Below are 21545 nucleotides of genomic sequence, written 5' to 3' on the forward strand. Positions count from 1 at the left end.
TAGTGGCTAGACAAAATACGGACATAAGCGTTTTTGCACGCTATGTAACCAAAGCATTAATATATTTCTTTTTATGTAGCTGGGCATTTACGACATTGTATTTATTGTTTTGGGTTGTAAATAACTCGTTTAAAACCTCGGCTTTAGTATTTTCCGATTCATTTAGCTTAGCAAAAAGTTTTGATGTATCTAATTATATTACAGCATTTAGTCGACTCAACATTGGCAGAGCATATTTTAATAGCATTTTTATCTCATGCTGTGTGGTGATTGGTGTTATAGTGTTTGGGGGTATGTCGGCATACATTATGGCACGATATGAGTTTAGAATGAAGAAATTAATACATGCAATATTAGTATCAAGTTTGTTGTTTCCTGTATATTGCACCATTGTTCCTGTTTTTGAGATGCTTTTTAAAATGAAGTTAATCAACAACTACTTTGGTGTTATATTACCACAGACTGCAGGAAATATGGCTTTTGCTATCATTGTTTTAACAAGTTTTATGAAAACAATTCCTATTGAAATGGAAGAGGCAGCCTATGTCGAAGGATATAGTACTTGGCAGATTTTTGTTAAGATTATTCTTCCTCTGTCAAAGTCTTCATTTGCAACCGTCGGGATTTTTACGTTTTTATGGTCATACAATGATTTATTTACATCCCTTATCATATTAAGAGATCCTACATATTTTCCAATTAGCAACCTGCTTAATGAAATAAGTAGTAAATATGGAACAGATTATGGATTAATGGCAGCATCAGTGACACTGGTGATTATACCGGTACTGATTGTATATCTTATAGGACAAAAACAAATCGTTAAAGGATTAACTGCGGGAGCGGTAAAAGGATAAGTACATATAACTCAAAGAGTGAAAAGTGTGAACTGCAAAGGTTTACACTTTTTTTTATTCAATAAGAGGGCTTCGTTCTACACTAAAAATGTTAAGGATACAGTGTATTGACAAATGTTAAGCACATGTGTTTAGATGAATATAAAATCAAGAGAAAGGATGGTGAGCCCATGTTAGATTTTGGGATGCCAACGTTATTAGAATTAGATGGATTAGAAGCCAATGCGAAGTTCTGTCATGAACTTGGATTAAAGTTTGTAGAGATTAATATGAATGTTCCGGACTTTCAGGTGGAGGCTTTAGATAGAGAACATTTACTTGAATTGATGGAGCAATATAAGATTTATTTCACTTTTCATATGGCAGATAATATGGATATTGCTAATTTTCAGGAAGAGGTTCGACGCGTTAATGTGGAGCTTGTTATTAAAACCCTTGAATTTGCAGAATCTATCGGAAGTCCCCTTGTGAATATGCATATGCAAAAAGGGGTCTATTTTACTATGCCCACAGAAAAAATCTACATATATCAAAAATATATTGAGCGATATATGACGTATGTAGATAGTTTTGGAGAAAGGATTGAAAAAGAGCTTAAGGACAAGAAGGTTTTTTTAGGCGTGGAAAATACAGGGGATTTTGATCGGGAGTTTATGCGTGCAGGGACCCTTAATCTCATAGAACGCCCAAATATTGTGATGACGTATGATATTGGACATGATTATTCCTTTGGAAATGACCGTGGGTTTATTATTGAACATTTAGAAAAAATCCGACACATGCATATACACGATGCCATCGGCATAGATCATCATCTAGCCCTTGGCAGTGGGGAGATGCAGTTAGAGCGCTATATTGGATTTGCTAAAAACTATCATGTGCGATGTGTTATCGAAGCCAAGACGATTGAAGCGCTTAAAAAAAGTGTGTCAGAGTTACCTAAGTATATGTAGATTATAGATAGAAAAAAACTGTTGACCAGTTTGGTCAGTGGGTGTATAATAAAAACAAAGGTACCGACCGAAATGGTCGGTCGATAGGAGATGAGCTCTTGACAGATAGATTAGATAAAATGGATCCTGACAAAAAAGTGCGATTGATTAATGCGGCAATGAAAGAGTTTGGGGAAAATCGTTTTGAAAAAGCCTCAACCAATGCCATTGTCAAAGCAGCAGGGATTTCTAAGGGGTTGTTATATCATTACTTTCGCTCAAAAGAAGAACTATATGAATATCTTTTTGACTATGCAATGAAGGCGGTTGCAGTACCGATAGCTCAAGAAGTTGGATTAGAAGAGACTGATATTATACGGCGTATTGAACGGATTACAAAGTTAAAGGTAGAGATATTTCATGAACTGCCCAGCTTGGTTTCCTTTACAAAGGCGATGTATGCAGGGATGGATTATGAAGATGTGAAAAAAGTGATTGAAAAATATAATCCTATATCCGTTGATATGTACTATACTCATAATGTGGATAAGTCCCTTTTTAAAGATGACGTGGATGTAGAGATGGCGGTTAAGATTATTCAGTATACATTAGAAAAAGTCGGAGAACGCTACATGGTGCAACGCAACATGGGATTTGAGCCCGACATGGAAAGCATTATCAATGAAGTTAAAGCCTTTTTATCGCATTTTCGACAAATGTACTACAAAAAAACGAATACTTAAGTGGCATACGGATATCACGTTAACATTGATGAAAAAGCAGTTTTGCTGGATTTGGAGGTCATTATGAAGAAAAAGTTGATTATCGTATTTGTAATATTTATATCCATAGGCGCCGGTTTATTTTATTATTTAACTATAGGTAATATCGGTGTCAAGTATGATACAGTTCAAGTGATGACAGAAGAGATTGGCAAATCTGTTGCAGATACGGGAACGATTAGTTCTAAGAATATCCGAAGATATTATGGTAATGGCGCACAAAAAGTGGAACAAATCTCTCTTAAACGAGGAGATCAGGTTGAAAAAGGGCAACTTCTTATAAAATATGAAGATAATAATCAACAGATTGACCTTGAAATCCAAAAAGTGGAAAAACAAATCGATGCACTAGAAGCGGCATACAGTGAGGCGCAATCTGGGACAGATATGGGAAGTGTTAATGGAGCAAGGATTGAAATTGCAAGGATTAAAAATCAGATAGATGCAGCGACAAAAACAAGAGATAGAACAGAAGCATTGTATCAAGAAGGGGTTGTCTCTCTTGTAGAACTTGAACAAGTCAACGAAAACATTCAACAACTTCAAAGCAGTTTGGATATTGCCCAAAACACCTATAATCAAGTGTCTAAGGGACTTTCAAAGAATATGCGAGAAAAATATGAAGCGGAAATCGGGGCGTTGCTTTTATCGGTGGATATTTTAGAGCAAAGCCGTCAAGAGGCAGGTATATATTCGGATATTGAAGGTGTCGTAACGCAAGTGAATACATTTGAAGGGGATAAACCTTTTGCAGGAATGCTAATGCTTGAAGTATATGATCCGTCTCAAAAGATAGTCTTAGTAGATTTTATGTTAGAAGATGCTATACAGATCCATCCGGGCTTAGAGGCAAAACTAAAGGATACATCATTAGATGTAGAGATTAACGGACTGTTCGTTGAACAGGTATATCCTAAGGCATTTGTCACTTTATCCGAACTGGGTGTAGAGGAAAATCGTCAAACCGTTGAGATTGCTCTTTCGCCAATGGAAAAGAGTCTGGCGTTTGGCGTTGAAGTTGAGACACAGGTCGTTGTAGAACCGGCAAGACAGCGATTGGTAGTACCGATGGGCTGTATTATTCAAAAAGATTCAAAACAGTATGTCAACGTTCTTCAAGACAAAGTGCCAATTGAACGAGAAGTGACAACAGGCATTAAAAGCGGCGATAACATTGAGATTATTGAAGGGGTCAAAGCAGACGAATATGTCATCATCAATTATCAATCAGAGTAAATAAAGGGATGGAAGATATAGATATAAGCCTGGCAATAAAGAAGGGATGAGTTCGATGATAAAAGTCAAAAACCTGTACCATTCATACAATAACGATGATGTCTATGCCGTCAATGATATTAGCTTTGAAATCGAAAAAGGTGAGATTTTTGGGTTTTTAGGTCCTTCCGGTGCGGGCAAATCAACGACACAAAACATTCTAGTCGGGCTGTTACAGCTTCAACAAGGTGAAGTCGAAGTTGCAGGCTATGATGTAAAGCATATAAAAGACAAGATGTTTAACAATATAGGGATGTCCTTTGAACAGTCCAATGTGTATAGTAAAATGTCCGGGCTGGAGAATCTTGAATTCTATAGAAAGCTTTTTGATGTAGAGACAAGAGACCCAAAAGAGTTAATCAAGCTAGTGGGATTAGAAGGCAATGAACATGTTAAGGCCGGAAAGTACTCAAAGGGCATGAAACATCGCCTTACCTTTGCAAGATCAATGATTAACAATCCGAAGATGTGGTTTTTGGATGAACCGACTACCGGACTCGATCCCTCGATTGCAGCAGGCATTAAAAATATTATACGTCAAGAAAATCAAAAAGGTGCAACTGTTTTTTTGACAACCCACAATATGTATATTGCTGATGAGCTGTGTGATCGGGTAGCTTTTGTTGTCGATGGTAAGATTCGGCTCATTGATTCACCCAAAGCCTTGAAGCTTAAGTATGGACAAAAACTTGTTGACGTTGAATATTTTAACGACGGTCAAGTGGTCAAAGAAAGCTTTTCAACAGTGGATGAAGCAGAAAAGCTAAGGCTAGTGGAGGTCATAAAACAGCACGATATACAGACCATGCATACAAAAGAAGCCACACTAGAGGAAATATTTATAAAAGTCACCGGAAGGGGTTTGGTATAGATGAAGCTCTGGTACAGTTTTTCAAAGGAACTGAAGTTATCTTCAAAAAGCTGGTATTTTTATGTTGAGCTAGTAATGGCCATCATTCTTTTGGTCATCCTTCTTTTTATCGTACCACAAGACTTTGACAGCAAGGGCAAGGAGTATTTTTACCTAGAGTTACCTCAAGTGGTTAAGGAGCGCTATGTGAAGAATCTACTTGAAGAAGATTTAGATGAACATGCAGAAGTGGTCGAGCTTGAAGCGGATAATGTACACTATGAAGCGATGCTTTTTGAAACAGAAAAATCTAAGATATATCTATTAGAGAGTAAAAAAGCATTAGAGGCGATTACCAATTCAGAACGTGTACCGACAGCATATGCCCACCTAAATACCGAGGGACAGATTGTCTACACTTACTTCTTGCAAGGTTATGAGACGCAAAAGCTTCAAAATCTGCTACGCGTGTATCATAATCGTTTGGCAGGACATGATGTCATTGAAGCCTATTCGGATACAATACCGGTTAAGCGTATCTATGAAGATTCAGCGCCCCTTAATGACAAGGAAAATATGATTCCGGTCTTTTTAACATTTAATGGAAGTCTTATGAGCTTGTTTATCATTGGCGCATATATATTTTTAGATAAAAGCGAAGGGATTATTAAAGCCTATTCGGTCACAGCATCTTCAGTATGGCACTATTTATTAAGTAAGATTGGAGTTATCATTCTAACGAGTGTTATAACAACACTCATTATTACCATTCCGATTATGGGAACACAACCTAATTACTTCATGATGTTAATCTTTTTAATCACCTCAGGCTTTTTTGCAGCTTCATTAGGCTTGCTACTGACAAGCTTTTACCAAGATATTGTAGAAGCTTTTGGAGCGATGTATGTGGTTATTATAATTATGATTATGCCAAATATTTCATACTTTACCCCTAGCTGGGATCCGGACTGGATAAAGATTATACCAAGCTATGTAATGTTGCAAAGCTTCAAAGACATTATATCGGTTGGAGGCAATATGACCTATGTAGCTGTAGCGTCTATGGCTTTTCTAATGGTTGGATTGGGATTGTTTGTCCTAGCCAATTATCGCTTTAAAAAAACCCTGTCCTTGTAAAGGAGTGTTACGAGATGATAAGAAAAATCTTTGTTATATTTTGGCGGGATGTTAAAACCAGCGTACGTAATTTTATCACCTTGTACATTCTCGTCGTTCCAATTATATTTGGTATTATTATTAATGTGTTTTCTCCCGGCATTAACGATACAACGGTTGAGATTGCGTTACTTGAAGGGGAAAATATAGAACAGAGTACGTATTTGAAACAATTTGCAAAAGTCGAGCATCTAGAAAGCCTTGAAGCTATTGAAGAAAGGGTCAGAAAAAGAGATAATATTGTTGCTATATTGCCGGGAGATTCGGGTGTGTATTATATTTTAGCACAAGGAAATGAACCGGAGTATGTTATTGATTATGTGAAAAACCTAGCGGCGTTTGAACATTTTGACATTCGTGTGGAAGATACCATGGCAGATATTAGAGACTATGGTCGAGATATTCCGCCACTAAAAAAACTTATGGTCAATACAGCGATGATTTTTACATCCATTCTAGGAGGCATGATTATTGCATTAAACATTGTGGAAGAAAAAGCGGATAATACCATTAGTGCCATGCATCTATCGCCAGTCTCAAGGGTAGGATATATTGCAGGTAAAAGTATGATTGGCGTTGTAGTGCCACTTGTCGGTAGTATTTTACTTTTAGTGATTACAGGTTTTCGTGAGATTAATTTTTTTCATGTGCTGGTCATGATTTTGGTGTCGTGCATTATCAGTATATTGGTGGGCTTTATTGAAGGGATTAACAATGATGATGTCATGAATGCAGCAGGCAACATGAAATTACTCTTTTTACCACTCTTTGGATCAATTGCTGGCGAAGAACTGTTGGCAGATAAATGGCAAGTGCTATTTTACTGGATTCCATTTTATTGGACATACAAAGGCAATGACCTTGTTTTATCTGGAAGAGGGACTTGGATGGATATTTTAACCTATGCAGGTATTGTTGCGGGCATAAGTGGTGTTGTATTTTTGGTGTTGGCACCAAGAATACGCAAAGGGTTGGAATAGATTAAATCAAATCAAAGAGGAGGTTTTCTTATGAAAATATGGGCAGTCTTATCATTAGTGTATGCAGCGGTTGTTCTTGTATTAGCCATTACAAAACCTGCGGCTATTTGGAAAATGAAAAAAATTCAACTGTTTGAAAAAGTATTGGGCGTAAAAGGCACAGAGGTGTTTTTCTATGTATGGGCGTTGGCCTTTATGGTTTTAGGCGTATGGTTATTAACACGATAGTTGATGAATCCTAAAACTGTATCTTGCATTATTTTACATATAATAGTAAAATAATACTGATTATGAAGGTGTCGACATTGTATGATCAGTGCAACAAGAAGGTAAGGTTGAAGTCAGTATGAGAAAAAACAAACTAAATACAACAAATATTACCGTTGCCATTACATCAATAGTGGTAGTCTTTTTGTTTCAACATATGGTATCTTTACATTCCGCGGACAAGGATGATAGAGGTACCTTGATTTTTATGGGAAATAATCAGATTGCACCGATTTTGTATGAAGAAAATGGAGAAGCAAAAGGGATTGCGGCTGACATTGCCAAAGCGCTGGGAGAGCGCATTGGATATTCGGTTGAAATCAAAGCGGTAAATTGGGACGAAGCACAAGACAAAGTGTTGTTGGGACAGGCAGATGCATTGCTGCACATTAATCCAAGTCGAGAGCGCGATGCAATATATGACTTTTCCCAAGCGTTGCTCTGCTCAGAATTCTCGATTTTTAAGCAGCATGATAACCGAAGTATTTATTCGGCAAGGGATTTGAAAGGAAAAGTAGTCGGCGTTGAATCGGGTGGATACCCTTTTCATATGCTTAAAAATATGGAGCAAGTACAACTTGTTATAATTGACGATTGGGAGAAGGGGTTTGGCAAGCTAGGCTCTCAAGAAGTCGATGCAATTGTTGCAGATCGATGGATTGGAGAATATCATCTGGCAAGGAGCAGGGTTGAGGGGATTGAAATTTTAGAAAAACCCATAGAAAGTCTCTATTCGCACATTGCAGTCAAAAAGGGCAATCAGCAGATTCTTGATTTGATTAACTCGGGGTTAGAGGCATTATATGATGATGGAACCATGGCAGATATACTCAACGAATGGCAAGGGAAAAAAGTCGTTTATTTTACAGAAGAAAGCCTTCGAAGAAGAATATGGTTGATAAGTAGTGGTGTACTCGTGAGTGTAGTGTTACTATCTGTAATCAGTCTTCGAAAGTTTAAACAGCTTAGTCGAATGAATGAAGAACTTGAGCAGATGACAATGCTTGATCCGCTGACTGGGTTATATAATCGCAGATATTTTGATGTTGTACTTGAGAAGGTATGGTATGAGAATAAACAAAAGATGCATCAAGTATCCGTTATTATGATTGATATCGATAAGTTTAAACATTATAACGATACCTATGGACACTTAGCAGGTGATGGCTGTCTAAAGCAAGTAGCTAAAGTCATAAAACATGCACTAAATAGACCGGAAGATGTTATTGCACGCTTTGGTGGTGAAGAATTTGTGATTCTACTGTCAAATTCAAGCGCAGACCAAGCGATGGTTATTGCAGAAAAAATACGTGATAAGATTGAAAAGCTATGTATAAAGCATGAAGATGCAGTGACGAAAGTTACCATAAGTTTAGGTATTGCATCAAGTGTGCCAGAAAAAAAACAAACGCCTGAACGACTAATAAAAATAGCCGACCAAGCGTTATATCAGGCAAAAAGTGAAGGCCGCAATCGAGTTGTTGTGGCATCAGAAGTAAGATAGCTTTTTTGACGAAGATAACTTTTGATGAATCGGTCAAGAAACAAAAGTGTATCTTTGGTTATGTTAATAAATTTTAGACCGACTTCATATTCGCCGTTGGAATAACGGCACCAGACGACTTGCACACAAACCTCCCGCTTTTCAACGGTATTGGCAAGGTTAAAACTAAGAACATCGTCTTTATCAAGCTTTTTCGTACTAATAATACCTAGTCCGCTGTAAGAGATGTTTTTGATGGTTATCCTAATAGGAACAAGATCTGGTTTTTTACCTTTGTCGTATGGAATGTGATTATAACACAAAATATGATTTTTGTAGTCGATGCGTCGTCGAACTCTTTTTTCATTATCCAAAGTATCACCTTATAAACCTGTATGCAAGTTGTATATGTCATTTGTCAGTAAATGTATATTGTTTTTTAAAATTATACTATTGATTCTTGACTTTTGCAATTGAAAAACTATAGAATAACCCTATCTAAGGGGGGACTGTCCCATTTTAAAGTATGTATGACGCTTGCCCCGAATTGTTATGGAGAGCGTCATAATATTTTCAGGGTCAGGCATTCGCCCATAGCCGCCATCACCAATATGGTGAATATCTACGCCAACGCGTTTGTTGCTTAAGCCAAACTGTTTAATGGTAAAGCTATCGGCGCTTTCTTGACTTGTCCCGATGGCGCTGATGACAAGGCCGCCGAGTGCATGGACTTGTTGAGTAATCATTCTGGCTTCATCTTCATATACTCCAGGGACTGTTCCAACAGTAGGAATCAATACGCCATCGGCTCCGGATTTGATGAAGTCAAGGATTTGTGAGGCATCTAGAACTTTTTCACTCAAACCTCCGGCATGCATTTTCCCAGCGAAAACCAAGCCTGTGTAGTGTTTTTTGGCATCAGCGATTGCAGCGTTTATAGATAAATTTGAGACGCCGGTGGCTGGATTGCCGGTTAAACATATAAAGTCAACACCTAGATTTTTTGCTTCAATAAAAGTGTCTATTGACGCAAGGCGACCTGAGGCGATTTCTAATCGGTTTTCAATAAATTCAGCATCCGTATCGACGGGCTCCAAGTTAATCCCCACGGGACGCCCAGTGAGCTTTTTTATCTCAGCAATAGGATTATCACATGTATACATACCCTTTATTTTTTTATCAAACACATCAAATTCATTTAATAAAATCAAGTCGGCACCAAAAGAAGCCATCATTTCAGCATTAGTGACACCTTCAATCAGTGGGGCGGCTGTCACAACCGTTTCGGCGAGAATGGTTCTTCCGGCGCTAGCCATAATTGAAAGTTTTAGTTCGTCAGGCAACATTTTTTGACAGTCACTGGCATAACAACTAATTAATCGTTTCATGTAAAATCCCTCCTATGATATAATAATGAATAGTTCATTAACCTAAGTATATATGAAAAAAAGAGTTCTGTGGGATATATTTTATGTCATTATTCAAAAAAGCATGTAGTTTTAGAAAATATTGAACAGATTGCCCTAAACACTTGATTTTATCACAAATGCAACCACTGGTTGACAGATTTCAAAGTAGATTTGGTAGTGTGCAACTGGATTTTTAGGTAAGCTAAGTACATAAAAAATGAAAACATACACGAGGAGGAAACAATATGATATTAGCTGATAAGATTGTTACATTAAGAAAGAAGTTTGGGTGGTCGCAAGAAGAGTTGGCTGAAAAAATGAATGTATCACGACAGTCAATTTCAAAATGGGAGAGTGCAAGCAGTATACCTGACCTCAATAAAATTCTAATGCTTAGCGAAATATTTGGTGTATCTACAGACTACTTAGTCAAAGATGATATAGAAGAAGTTGAAGGCGTGTCGGAAGATACGGACCCAGAAATCAAAAAAATCACATTAGAAGAGGCAAGGGAGTATCTTGAGAATAAACGCGATGCGGCAAAGTTAATCTCAAGAGGTGTTCTATTATGTATATATTCAATCGTTCCTTTACTTTTTTTAGAAGCACTTACGGAAAATCCGGGAATCAACTTATCCTCAGACATTGCATCTGCACTAGGACTTATTCTGCTTTTTGCAATTGTAGCCATAGGTGTTGTACAGTTTTTAAGAACTAGTCAATATAGTGATGACTTTGAAAAACTTCAAAACACCCCATTTGAGCTTGCTTATGGTGTTCGCAGTATCTATGTAGAAAAGTATAAAGAGTATAAACCAGAATATATCAGAAAAATTTCATTGAGTGTAACCTTATTTGTTATGAGTGTTGTTCCGTTATTAACAGTGAGTTTATTGATATCTTCTGACATGTTAGAAATTCTAATGGTTGTTCTGCTCGTTATTATTGTTGGTATTGGCACTTACATTATTATACCGGCTTCGATGGAGAATGATGCATTGAACTTTCTGATCGGTGAAGGAGAGTATGCACCACACAAAAAAAGTGAGAATCAACGTGCGGAAAAAATTGGTGCCTTTTATTGGCCGTTAGTTACAGCTGTCTATATCGGCTGGAGCTTATGGACAATGGATTGGGGAATTACTTGGATTATATGGCCGGTTGCAGGAATTGCTTTTGCAGCACTCATTGGATTATTTGGAATGTTTGAAGGAAATGAAAAAAAGAGAAATCATAGATAAAACAATAGCAAAACAATAGCAAAAGAAGCCTTTTTCATGAGGCTTCTTTTGCTATTGTTTTATAAGAGTTGTTGGTTATGCACAAAAAAAATGTTTTCATCAATAAAATATAATAAATAGTTGACAAAGAAAAACAAAGGTGCTAAGGTATAAACAAATACTTCTTACAAAGCTCGTAAAAAGTAAAAATATATAAGGAGCAATGCTGATGTTAGATAAAATGAAGATTAAAAATCTTACCAAGATTATGGTCTGTATACTGTCAAAACAAGTGACAACTAAAGCAGACCTGGTTGAAAATACAGAGCTTAGTAACTCAACAGTCTCTTCGGCGGTCAATAGCTTAATCAAGTTAGACTTATTAGAAAAAGCAGGGTTTGAAGAATCCATCGGTGGTCGCCGCTCGGCTATATATAAAATGAATAGTAGTTATGCACATTTTTTAGGCATAGGCTTATACAAGAATAACATTCATTTTGTTATCACAAATTTTGCTGGTGAATTTGTGGAAAGCTTTGATATAGAGATTGAACCATCCGCTAGCGTAATCAAAATCTTAATTAATGCTATCGAAAAAGTCATGGGAACATATCCTAAAATTATAGGGATTGGTATCGGTCTTGATGCAGAGATTAATTATAAAGAGCAGATTATTATTAGCTGTGATGCATATAACTGGAAGCAAGTCCATTTGAAAGAGATTTTAGAGAGAAAATTTTTAACGTTTATATATATTGATCATTTGGCTAATGGAGTAGCTTATCGAGAACGATTGTTTGGATATGCAAAAGAGACGGATAATTACCTTTGCTATCATGAATCGGCACAGACAAAGGCGGCACTTGTACTGAACAATAGTATATGCCGCGGTCAAGAAAACTATACCGGAAAAATTGATAGCATCCATGAATTTTTTGAGCATATAGATATTTTTATAAAATTTTTGGATGTATCAAAAATTATTATTCGATATTTTACAGAAGAGTTTAAAAATATGGCGAACCAACTTGCCAAAGAACATCAAAAAACAATTATTTGCATTGAACAAATGGATAATGATGTTGAAATTGGCATGGCTATATCTGCGCAGAGAGAATGGTTTAAGTCCGTATATTTTATGCTCTAAGCTAAAATATATATTATCTTTTGGAGGAGGTTTTATATGACAACTGTATTTATTATTTTAATTTTTATTGGGATGTGTGTACTGATGTACACGAAGAAGCTATCCGCATTATTTGCTCTACCTGTGATGGCATTTCTCATTGCATTAGTTTCCGGAATTCCGTTTATGGACACAATGGTTGAAGAGACAAGTCAAGCGGGAATCCTTACACTTATGTTTGTAGAAGGACCGACACGATTAGCATCTGCTATGATGATGTTGATATTTGGAGCTATTTTGGCACAATATGTAAAAACTACAGGCATCGCAGAAGCATCGGTAAGAAAAGTATCCGAGCTTGCAGGCGATCGACCGCTTGTACTTGGAATGTCGTTCATGATTGTTCTTAGCTTACTATTTACGACACTTGGAGGATTAGGTTCAGTTATTATGGTCGGAAGTATTGCCTTACCTATTATGGCATCAGTTGGTATCAAACCGCTGACTTCTGGAAGTATTTTGTTAATTTCACTCAGTACAGGAGGGATTTTTAACTTAGCTAACTGGGGATTATATACGGATGCTATGGGACTTAGTGTAGAACAGATTCGTAAGTTTGCATATCCTTTGGGAGCTGTGTTTTTAGTGTTTGGTCTATTATTTGTGGTAGTAGATGTCAAATTTGGTGGGAAGCTTTTTGGAGTCAATAAACGTGCGAAGCAAAAAATTGCATGGCCAGCACCAGAACCTATGGCTGTATCACAAAAAAAGGTCAATCTCTTGGCGATGTTAACACCTATTGTACCACTTATTATGGTTTTAGGATTAAAAGTGGATATTATTACAGGTTTTGTTGTAGGAATATTGTATTGTATGGCGACTACGATTAATAAGGATTCCTTAAAGCAACTAACAAAGTCGATTATTGAAGGAATATCCAACTCAGCAGGAGCAATTTTCTTGATTATTGGTATAGGTATGCTTTTAAAAGTAGTTATGGATCCAAGAGTAACAGAGAATATAGGACCGCAATTAGCTCAGATATTACCAACGACCGGACTTACCTTTGTACTGTTTTTTGCAATCTTAGCACCACTGGCATTATATCGTGGACCGCTGAATGTTTGGGGACTGGGATTAGGCATTGGAGCGATTATGATGGCAACAGGGCGAATGTCAGGATTAGCCATTATGGCGGCCTTAATGTCCGTTGGTCAAATCCAAGGAATCTGTGACCCGACCAATACACATAATGTATGGACGGCTGCATCTATAGGATGTGACGTAAATGATATTTTACGAAAAACATTACCTTTTGTTTGGATAGCATCCGTTATTGGTTTAGTAATTGCAGCAGTAATGTTCTATTAAATACAAGGCTTATCCAAATGATGAAAAGAGATGCGGTACAATCTTTGTACTGTATCTCTTTAAAAACAGGGGGTTATCAAATGCAAAAAAGGACTATACGTATAGGTATTGATGTAGGGGGAACCTTTACACATGCAGTAGCTATACAACAACCGGAAAATGAAGTGATTGCACATGCAGTTACACCGACAACGCACTTGTCAAAGGCGTCGGTATCAGAAGGGATTATTAAAGTTTTTAAGGACATCATTGAACAGACAGGCGCCAGCGATGCAGAGATTAATTTTGTAGCGCATAGTACAACCCAAGCAACGAACGCTTTGCTTGAAGGGGATGTTGCAAAAGTGGGAATTGTTGGAATGGGTAAGGGACTAGATGGTATAAAAGCAAAGAGCGACACCCAAGTTAAATCCCTAGAATTAAGCCAAGGAAAACTATTAGATACATCTCATAGATATATAAACTCAGGGAGTAAAATGTTTAATGAAGATGAGATTAGCATAGTTCTTGAGGAATTAAAAAATGAAAATTGTGAAGTCATCGTTGTCAGTGAAGCTTTTGGTGTCGATGATACAACAAATGAAGCGTTGGTTGTCAAAGCTGCATGTGAAAAGGGATTACCTGCAACAGCGAGCCATGAGATATCTCAACTCTATGGATTAAAGGTACGAACACGTACAGCTGTCATTAATGCCAGTATCTTACCGAAGATGACAACGACAGCGCTTTTGACAGAAAAAAGTATCAAAGATAGTGGGATTACGTCACCATTAATGATTATGCGAAGTGATGGTGGTGTTATGGACTTGCCCCAGATGAAAAAGAGACCGATTTTAACGATGTTATCAGGGCCAGCAGCAGGCATTGCCGCCGCCCTTATGTATGCCAAGATATCCGATGGTATATTTTTAGAGGTTGGTGGAACCAGTACAGATATATCTGCCATTAAAAATGGCAAGGCGATGATCAAAAGCGCCAATGTCGGGGGACATCTGACATACTTAAAAACCTTAGATTCAAGAACCGTAGGAGTAGGTGGGGGATCCATGGTTCGGATGCATAATAATAAAGTCCTGGAAGTGGGACCACGAAGCGCGCATATTGCAGGATTAGGCTATCTTGCCTTTAGTCAACCTAATGAACTGATTGATTTAAAGCCAAAATTAATTCGACCCATGCCATCTGATCCAAACGATTACCTAATCGTAGAAAATAAAGCCGGAAAACAATTTGCAGTAACCCTTACAGATGCATCCATTGTTCTTGGGATGACCGCAGAAGGCGATTATGCATATGCGAATAAAGAGACGGTCGACCATGTATTTTGCGAATTAGCAAAAGCTTATAATACAACGGCAAAAAACTTGGCAAAAGACATGCTAGACCAAGCGATAGCTAAAGTCAGACCTGTTGTTGAGGATTTACTATATGAATATAACATTGACGCTGAACTGGTATCTCTTGTAGGTGGAGGTGGAGGCGCTACGGCTGTGGTGAATTGGTTGGGAAAATCTATGCAGATGAAGCATATGATTGCTGAAAAAGCAGAGGTTATATCTGCAATTGGTGCAGCAATGGCTATGTTAAGAGACTGTATTGAAAGAACCGTATTAGAACCGACAGAACAAGAGATTGTTGCTATTCGAAAAGAAGCTATCGGTCGATTAGAAGCCATGGGAGCACAAAGTAGTACCATTGAGGTACAAGTTGAAGTTGATAATGCAAAGAATATACTACGGGCCATAGCAACAGGTGCTTTTCACATGAACAAAGATGCACTGGATAAAAAGGTCCTGAGCGAGGATGAAATCTCAGCAAGTGCCATCAAAGCGTTTAAGTCAGAAGCAGATCGTGTAACAGCGGTAGCAAAAACAAAAGGATTAACCGTCTTTCAAAACCATGAAAAGATAAAAAAATTCTTTGGACTGATGACAAAAAATAAAATCACCTATCGAATTCTTGATGATTCTGGGGTGGTCAAACTTCAATTAAATAAAGGTGCGTATATGCAAACCCGCGCCAATGGTGAAATACCGGAGTTTATCCAAAGTGAATCCATTTACAATGATGTCGGCATGATTATTCCTGAGATTTTTATGTTATATAAAAGTCGAGTGGTTGATTTTTCAACCATCTTAGATTATAAGCAGGTGATGGAGTTAATTCGTATCGAACTCGATGGTCTAGAAGAAGATGAGCCTATTGTTTTATTGGCACATCCACGAAATAGTTAGGAGGACATATGGACAATAGATTTATGCAAAAATTATTGGAAAAAGAATTGAGCTTAGTCGTTAGTTTGCCTTGCAATGATCTTCAGTTGGCAAAAGCTGCATGGGAGAATGGGGCGGATATTGTTAAAATACACTTAAATGTTGAACATAGGGCAAGTAAAACATCGTTTAAAAGCTTTGAAGAAGAAAGCGATGTGATTCGTAGGATTATAGATGAGGCAAAAGGACCTTGCGGCATTGTTGTTGGAGGAGACTTGGCATCGGCAGATAGGGATTTTGACCAGGTGGTTAGGGCAGGGTTTGATTTTATTTCTCTGTATGCCCATCATGCACCGGTTAGAATATTTAATGAGCAGACCATTGCAAAGATGTTAGCTGTAGATTATACATATACAGATTTAGAAATTAAAAATCTAAGTGAGATTGGTGTGGATGTTCTGGAAGCCTCCATCATGCGTCCGGAGACATATGCAGAAGGCTTTAGTGCAAGAGATTTATTACAATATAGAAGGCTTGCAAGTCTTTCAACACTTCCTATCGTTGTGCCGACGCAGCATAATATCCAAGCCGATGATGTAAAATATCTGCAAGAGTGTCAGGTAAAGGGGATTATGATTGGCTCGATTGTCACAGGTAATCATCAAGAGAGCCTTGCCAAAGCTGTATGTGATTTTCGAAATGCCATAGATAAAATATAGGAGATGAACGTATGAAAATTAGTATGCTTCCTATAGACTCACGACCGTGTACGTATAATTTTCCTCAACAACTGGTCAAATTATTAGGATATGACTTAAATGTTCCTTCAATTGATCAGATGGATTTTTTTAAACAACCCTCGTCCTATGAAGCGATATCAACATGGCTATTAGATGCAGCAAGTAAAAGCGACATATTGATTTTGTCTGTTGACCAGCTATTATACGGAGGTTTAATCGCATCAAGGCAAAACTATGTATCTATGGATGAGGCTAAACAAAGGCTGGACTTGATAAAACAGCTAAAACAGACAAAGCCTAATTTGGAGATTTATGCCTATAACATCTTAATGCGAACTACGGTCAGTACCGTTAACGCAGAATCAAAAAAATGGTGGGAAAAAGTAGCCAAGTATTCAAAGTTGTATTATCTAGAACAAACACAGTCCCAACCAAAGTACCAGCAGGCCGTTAAAGAATTAGAAAGGGAAATACCTAGAGACGTCTTAGAGGAGTTTTGGGAGGTTCGTAATAGGAATCATACCATGAATAAGATGTGTTTGGAGTTTGCCAAGGATAACATTTTTGAGCGGTTACTAATCTTACAAGAAGACTGTGCGACACAAGGGATTCAAAAATTTGAGCAACAAGTGCTTCAAGAGTTTGTCAACAAAAACAACCTACAAAAAAGAATCTATATTCATAATGGAACCGATGAAGCCGGAATGGAGATTTGTATGCTGGCACTTTGCACACTTAGACAAAGCAAATCCATAAAAATTCATTGGCTTGGAGACAACATGACATTTACAGCGCGATATGAAGACCGAGAGTTTTCAAAAAATCTGTATAGTCATATGCAGATGATGAATATCCGTGAAGAAAAAAGCGCACAAGATGTATTATTCATTTATCCGCCAAAAGCAAGTCAAGGAGATCATTGTCCCAAACTTGAAGCCTCTCACCAATATGATGATAGCCAGATGCAAGATTTTGCAGAGAGAATTCTAGCCGAGCACAAGCGAGGAAAAAATTGTTTTTTGTTGGACCTAGGCTATGCTAATGGTGGAGATATGGAGTTTATGAAAGTGGTGTCAGCAACGCTTGATGTGAGGCAACTCTTTGGATATGCGGCTTGGAATACAGCAAGTAACGCCTTGGGAACAATCCTATCACAAATTGTTGCATGTCGTTCTAGCAATACAATGCTCAATCAGAAGTTTACGATGGAGCGTATATTAGATGATTTGGTCTATCAAGCTATTGTGCGAGAAAAGGTGGAACAAAACCTTCGTCAACACAAGCAAGATGTTTGGTGCATAGAAAACTTACCCCTAGGGAACGCACTGTTGCATCAAGGTTTTGAAAGCAAACAGGGAGTATTAAATCAAATCTTTAATCATTCGGTACCGTCATTTAACTATAAAATCTGGTGGCCAAGAACATTTGAGATAGATATAGAGGTAGAATGATGAGAAAATCAGATGAAAGGAAATAAGGTTACATACTTAAAAGGTGTATAATATGAAGAAAATTTATGATTTAGTCGTCATTGGGGCAGGTCCCAGTGGTATGACCACTGCTATATCGGCTGCAAGACAAGGACTGGAGGTCTTATTAATTGATAAGAACTCCTATCCGGGAGGGATGAATACAGCTGCTATGGTATCGCCTCTACTGACATTTCACTGTGGAGAACAGCAGGTCATTAAAGGTATAGCACAAGAGATAATTGACAGGCTTGCAAAACACAATGCAACATTAGGTCATATCCCGGATCCAATAGGTATGGCGTCTTCGATTACGCCCATTGATACAGAAATTTTAAAAATCGTATATTTTGAGATGTTAGAAGAGCTACCTAATATCACAGTGCTCTTTGATACCGTACTTTATTCTGTCGAATCTAGCCAGGGAATTGTAAAAAAAGTTTGCGTGATTAATAAAAGTGGAAGTGCGACATATACAGGTAAGATGTTTGTAGATTCGACAGGGGATGGCGATTTGGCAGCCATGGCAAAGGCAGAGTTTAATATTGGAAGGACAAAAGATGGCCTATGTCAACCGATGACCTTGATCTTTACAGTCGGTGGTGTTGAGTTATCAAAAGTCATCGAATATGTGGAGAATAACACAGAACAATTTATACTCAACAAGAATAGCGATTTAAATAAATATCTAGCTGTTTCAGGTTTTTTTGAATTTGTAAAACAAGCGCAAGAAAATGGAGACCTTAACATTCCTAGAGACCGTGTGTTGTTTTTTCAGGGGATACACCCAGGTGAGATTACAGTGAATATGACAAGAATTATTAAATTATCAGGAATTAATGCTAAGGATTTAAGTATAACTCAATTCGAAGCGCATAAGCAAATCATGGAGATTATAGAGTTTTTCAAAAAATACATAGATGGTTTTCAATCGTGCTATATACAAAAGATTGCCAATACAACAGGGGTACGAGAAAGTAGACGTATTAAAGGAAAAGAGACACTAACAATTGACAATGTAATTCAAAATCTTGAAAGTAACGAGAGTATCGCTATTTGCTCTTATCCTATTGATATACATGATCCTAATGGCATGGAGCTTAACTGGTTGCGAAAAGAAAGGGCATGCTGCTATGATATACCTTTTGGAGTCATGGTGCCTATAAAATTTGACAACCTATTGGTAACTGGACGTTGTATTTCAGCGACCCATGAGGCTATAGCATCAGCAAGAATATCAGCAACAGCTATGGCGATTGGAGAGGCGGCAGGTGTCGCAGCAGGTGTTTGTGCCAAAGGTGACTATAATTTTAATACGATAAATATACAAGAAGTTCAAACAGTACTTAATCAACAGGGAGCGATCCCCGGGAAGAAGTGGTTGTAAGCGATGGAAGCAATTATTGCGCGGGACGATGTACGACGAATCGATGAAGTCTTGTGGCTGAGTTCGCCTGTTTTTTCCAGACAAAAAAATAAGGAACATATATATGATGAAGCTGTAAAACTTGGAGAAGATATTGCGAAAAAAACACCTATACATATGGCAACGCTAGAAAAGGATATTTATCGTTATGGAATCGCACATATTGTAACATTTAGCGATGCGAACATCCACGATGAAAGTCATAGAGCGTATTATCTTCCTGAGACAAAAATGATTCAATATAATGATAACGTTCTAGAAAAGCTGTATCAATTTTGTGAACAAGAAAAAATACACCTGGAAAAACGAGAAGTGTTGCAGATGATCTTGTTACATGAGTTTTTTCATCATCTAGAAGAATGGCATTATGAGACTGTAGACATGACATTATCAAAAAAAATCGGGTGTAGAATCAATCCGATATATCGGGAAATTGCAGCGTTTGCATTTGTCAATGCATATATCCAACCGATAAAATGCCAATGCATTGATCTAATATGGCTTAAGTATGCTCAGCCTAAGCTTTTTAAAAACATCGAAAAACTTATAGTGTAAAAGAAGGAGGAATATGAATGAAAAAAATAAAAGGACTCGTTATAATTTTATTATTATTAAACTTCATGATGGTATCTATCACGGCCTCAAATAATTATATTAATGCCCAATTGCCGGTACAAGCAGCCGATGAAAACAATCCAATCCTTACACTCAAACATCGAATCTATATTGAAAACTTTACGAATGGCGTTGTGAGTGTTGTTGATAACAACAGCAACCACGTAGTGGTGGGTAATGTGTATCGTCCGGCAACAGTAGCAAAAAATTCCAGTGATGGATTCTGGGCAGCTCACTATGATAAGGCCTCTGATGGCACGTTCTCATGTGTGACTGCCATAGGAGCCAATGCCATGCATTTAAAAGTAGGACCAACAGCTTCTTACAATCCGATTCAGGCAACTGCATGGACACCCAAACAAATCAGTGTTGGTATCAATGAAGATTATGTACATGCAGGAGGAACATACAGTGACTCAATGATTTATACTTCCATTGCAGGGGGAACGAATATTTTTGGAGGCTCATCAGCACCTTATGTTGGAAATCCAGTAAAATATTTAACCGCCAATGGAGTATGGGAAAGTCTGGATACCTACTTTAACAATGATTTTACCAAGCCAATTCCTAAACGATTGCTTATAGAGGTATATGAAGCATCAACAAACAATGGAACACCCAATTATATTGAATTTGAGAACTGGGCAAAAAATGATTCTGTCGGTGGAATAGTTCAGTCAGAAAACGGTAGAGTATTAGTGCATTATCCGAATGGGACACAAAAGCATATTGCGGATATCATTCAAAGAGTCCAAGGAACCGGACGGTTTGGTGGAAGTGAATATGCAGAAGTCGGTAGACTGCGTGCGGCTCATCCTGGTGTTATCTGTCTTTCGACATCCTCAAAAGTCGGATATACGACGAATAGCAATTTACGAGGAGGGTTCCAGTTTGTACCTGCCAACCATGCAAAGTATTTAAGTTATGATTTAGCCCAAGATAGTTTTATCGGGCGTGATCAATGGGGAATCGTATCCTATGTTGGTGCGACCAAGGATGCTTTGTATGATTCTAATTATATTATTAATGGTGAGGTATCATATAATCCAATATGGGAAGGGGTTGCCCCATTATTTACCGAGTATATCAATCCGCGTCATATACCGGGAAATCCTATGGACTCTACCTATTTTATGGTATCTACGGATTTTGGAGTGACGTGGAATCATCCTACAGAGATTTTAGGTGTCACTGATGCAACTAACTCTTTGGTTGCTACATGGACAAATATACGATTGTACTTAAACTGATAAGGAATATAAATCTAAAACCCTTTGATTCATAAAAATGAATCAAAGGGTTTTATTTTGCATCAATATATGCTAATATATCAATGGTTATCGTAGAATATTCA

Annotated in this window: 20 protein-coding genes; 18 read left to right on the plus strand and 2 right to left on the minus strand. The window is 37.6% G+C overall.

Features of this window, described 5'->3' with window-relative positions; translation table 11 throughout:
• Positions 1-2 precede the first annotated feature (2 nt).
• From QBE53_04280 to QBE53_04320, 9 genes are all read left to right on the plus strand, one after another.
• Entirely contained in the window at positions 3-857 is an 855-nt protein-coding gene (locus QBE53_04280; GenBank protein WZL82328.1) for a carbohydrate ABC transporter permease, read from the plus strand.
• 170 nt (positions 858-1027) lie between these two features.
• Positions 1028-1810, plus strand: coding sequence for a TIM barrel protein (locus QBE53_04285; protein WZL82329.1), 783 nt, complete (start codon positions 1028-1030; stop codon positions 1808-1810).
• Between the two features lie 98 nt (positions 1811-1908).
• Positions 1909-2532 (plus strand): helix-turn-helix domain containing protein, encoded by a 624-nt coding sequence (locus QBE53_04290; protein ID WZL82330.1) that lies wholly within the window; start codon positions 1909-1911, stop codon positions 2530-2532.
• A gap of 63 nt (positions 2533-2595) precedes the next feature.
• Positions 2596-3807, plus strand: coding sequence for a hypothetical protein (locus QBE53_04295; GenBank protein ID WZL82331.1), 1212 nt, complete (start codon positions 2596-2598; stop codon positions 3805-3807).
• A gap of 55 nt (positions 3808-3862) precedes the next feature.
• The gene (locus tag QBE53_04300; GenBank protein WZL82332.1) at positions 3863-4717 is read left to right on the plus strand and encodes an ABC transporter ATP-binding protein; all 855 of its coding nucleotides are present in this window, start codon (positions 3863-3865) and stop codon (positions 4715-4717) included.
• Positions 4718-5833: an ABC transporter permease gene (locus QBE53_04305; protein WZL82333.1), complete on the plus strand. Its 1116-nt coding sequence runs from the start codon at positions 4718-4720 to the stop codon at positions 5831-5833.
• Positions 5834-5847: 14 nt separating this feature from the next.
• On the plus strand, positions 5848-6852 hold the full coding sequence (locus QBE53_04310) for an ABC transporter permease (GenBank protein WZL82334.1): 1005 nt from the start codon (positions 5848-5850) through the stop codon (positions 6850-6852).
• A gap of 30 nt (positions 6853-6882) precedes the next feature.
• Positions 6883-7080, plus strand: coding sequence for a hypothetical protein (locus tag QBE53_04315; GenBank protein WZL82335.1), 198 nt, complete (start codon positions 6883-6885; stop codon positions 7078-7080).
• Between the two features lie 118 nt (positions 7081-7198).
• Positions 7199-8623, plus strand: coding sequence for a GGDEF domain-containing protein (locus tag QBE53_04320; protein ID WZL82336.1), 1425 nt, complete (start codon positions 7199-7201; stop codon positions 8621-8623).
• Here the strand turns inward: QBE53_04320 and QBE53_04325 are convergent.
• Both QBE53_04325 and QBE53_04330 read right to left on the minus strand, forming a co-directional pair.
• The gene (locus QBE53_04325) at positions 8569-8976 is read right to left on the minus strand and encodes a PilZ domain-containing protein (protein ID WZL82337.1); all 408 of its coding nucleotides are present in this window, start codon (positions 8974-8976) and stop codon (positions 8569-8571) included. The two genes, QBE53_04320 and QBE53_04325, sit on opposite strands and share 55 nt — an antisense overlap.
• Before the next feature lie 120 nt (positions 8977-9096).
• The gene (locus QBE53_04330; protein WZL82338.1) at positions 9097-9990 is read right to left on the minus strand and encodes a haloacid dehalogenase-like hydrolase; all 894 of its coding nucleotides are present in this window, start codon (positions 9988-9990) and stop codon (positions 9097-9099) included.
• Between the two features lie 266 nt (positions 9991-10256).
• Here QBE53_04330 and QBE53_04335 point away from each other — a divergent pair, with 266 nt between their 5' ends.
• The 9 genes from QBE53_04335 (at position 10257) to QBE53_04375 (ending at position 21441) form a co-directional block, all read left to right on the plus strand.
• Positions 10257-11252 carry a helix-turn-helix transcriptional regulator gene (locus QBE53_04335; protein WZL82339.1) on the plus strand — a complete coding sequence of 332 codons (996 nt, stop codon included), beginning with the start codon at positions 10257-10259 and terminating at the stop codon, positions 11250-11252.
• Between the two features lie 208 nt (positions 11253-11460).
• Positions 11461-12378 carry an ROK family transcriptional regulator gene (locus QBE53_04340; protein ID WZL82340.1) on the plus strand — a complete coding sequence of 306 codons (918 nt, stop codon included), beginning with the start codon at positions 11461-11463 and terminating at the stop codon, positions 12376-12378.
• A 36-nt stretch (positions 12379-12414) separates the two neighbouring features.
• Positions 12415-13728 (plus strand): hypothetical protein, encoded by a 1314-nt coding sequence (locus tag QBE53_04345; GenBank protein WZL82341.1) that lies wholly within the window; start codon positions 12415-12417, stop codon positions 13726-13728.
• Between the two features lie 80 nt (positions 13729-13808).
• Complete coding sequence (locus tag QBE53_04350) at positions 13809-15962, plus strand: hydantoinase/oxoprolinase family protein (protein WZL82342.1); 2154 nt, start codon at positions 13809-13811, stop codon at positions 15960-15962.
• An 8-nt stretch (positions 15963-15970) separates the two neighbouring features.
• Positions 15971-16660 (plus strand): hypothetical protein, encoded by a 690-nt coding sequence (locus tag QBE53_04355; GenBank protein WZL82343.1) that lies wholly within the window; start codon positions 15971-15973, stop codon positions 16658-16660.
• 11 nt (positions 16661-16671) lie between these two features.
• Positions 16672-18132, plus strand: coding sequence for a DUF4127 family protein (locus QBE53_04360; protein ID WZL82344.1), 1461 nt, complete (start codon positions 16672-16674; stop codon positions 18130-18132).
• Between the two features lie 52 nt (positions 18133-18184).
• Entirely contained in the window at positions 18185-19537 is a 1353-nt protein-coding gene (locus tag QBE53_04365; protein WZL82345.1) for an FAD-dependent oxidoreductase, read from the plus strand.
• 3 nt (positions 19538-19540) lie between these two features.
• A complete protein-coding gene (locus tag QBE53_04370; protein ID WZL82346.1) occupies positions 19541-20131 on the plus strand; it encodes a hypothetical protein in 591 nt (196 codons plus the stop codon).
• Positions 20132-20148: 17 nt separating this feature from the next.
• The gene (locus tag QBE53_04375) at positions 20149-21441 is read left to right on the plus strand and encodes a hypothetical protein (GenBank protein WZL82347.1); all 1293 of its coding nucleotides are present in this window, start codon (positions 20149-20151) and stop codon (positions 21439-21441) included.
• The last annotated feature ends 104 nt before the right edge of the window (positions 21442-21545 follow it).

The organism is Vallitaleaceae bacterium 9-2 (genome assembly GCA_038396585.1).
GTDB lineage: Bacteria > Bacillota > Clostridia > Lachnospirales > Vallitaleaceae > UBA1351.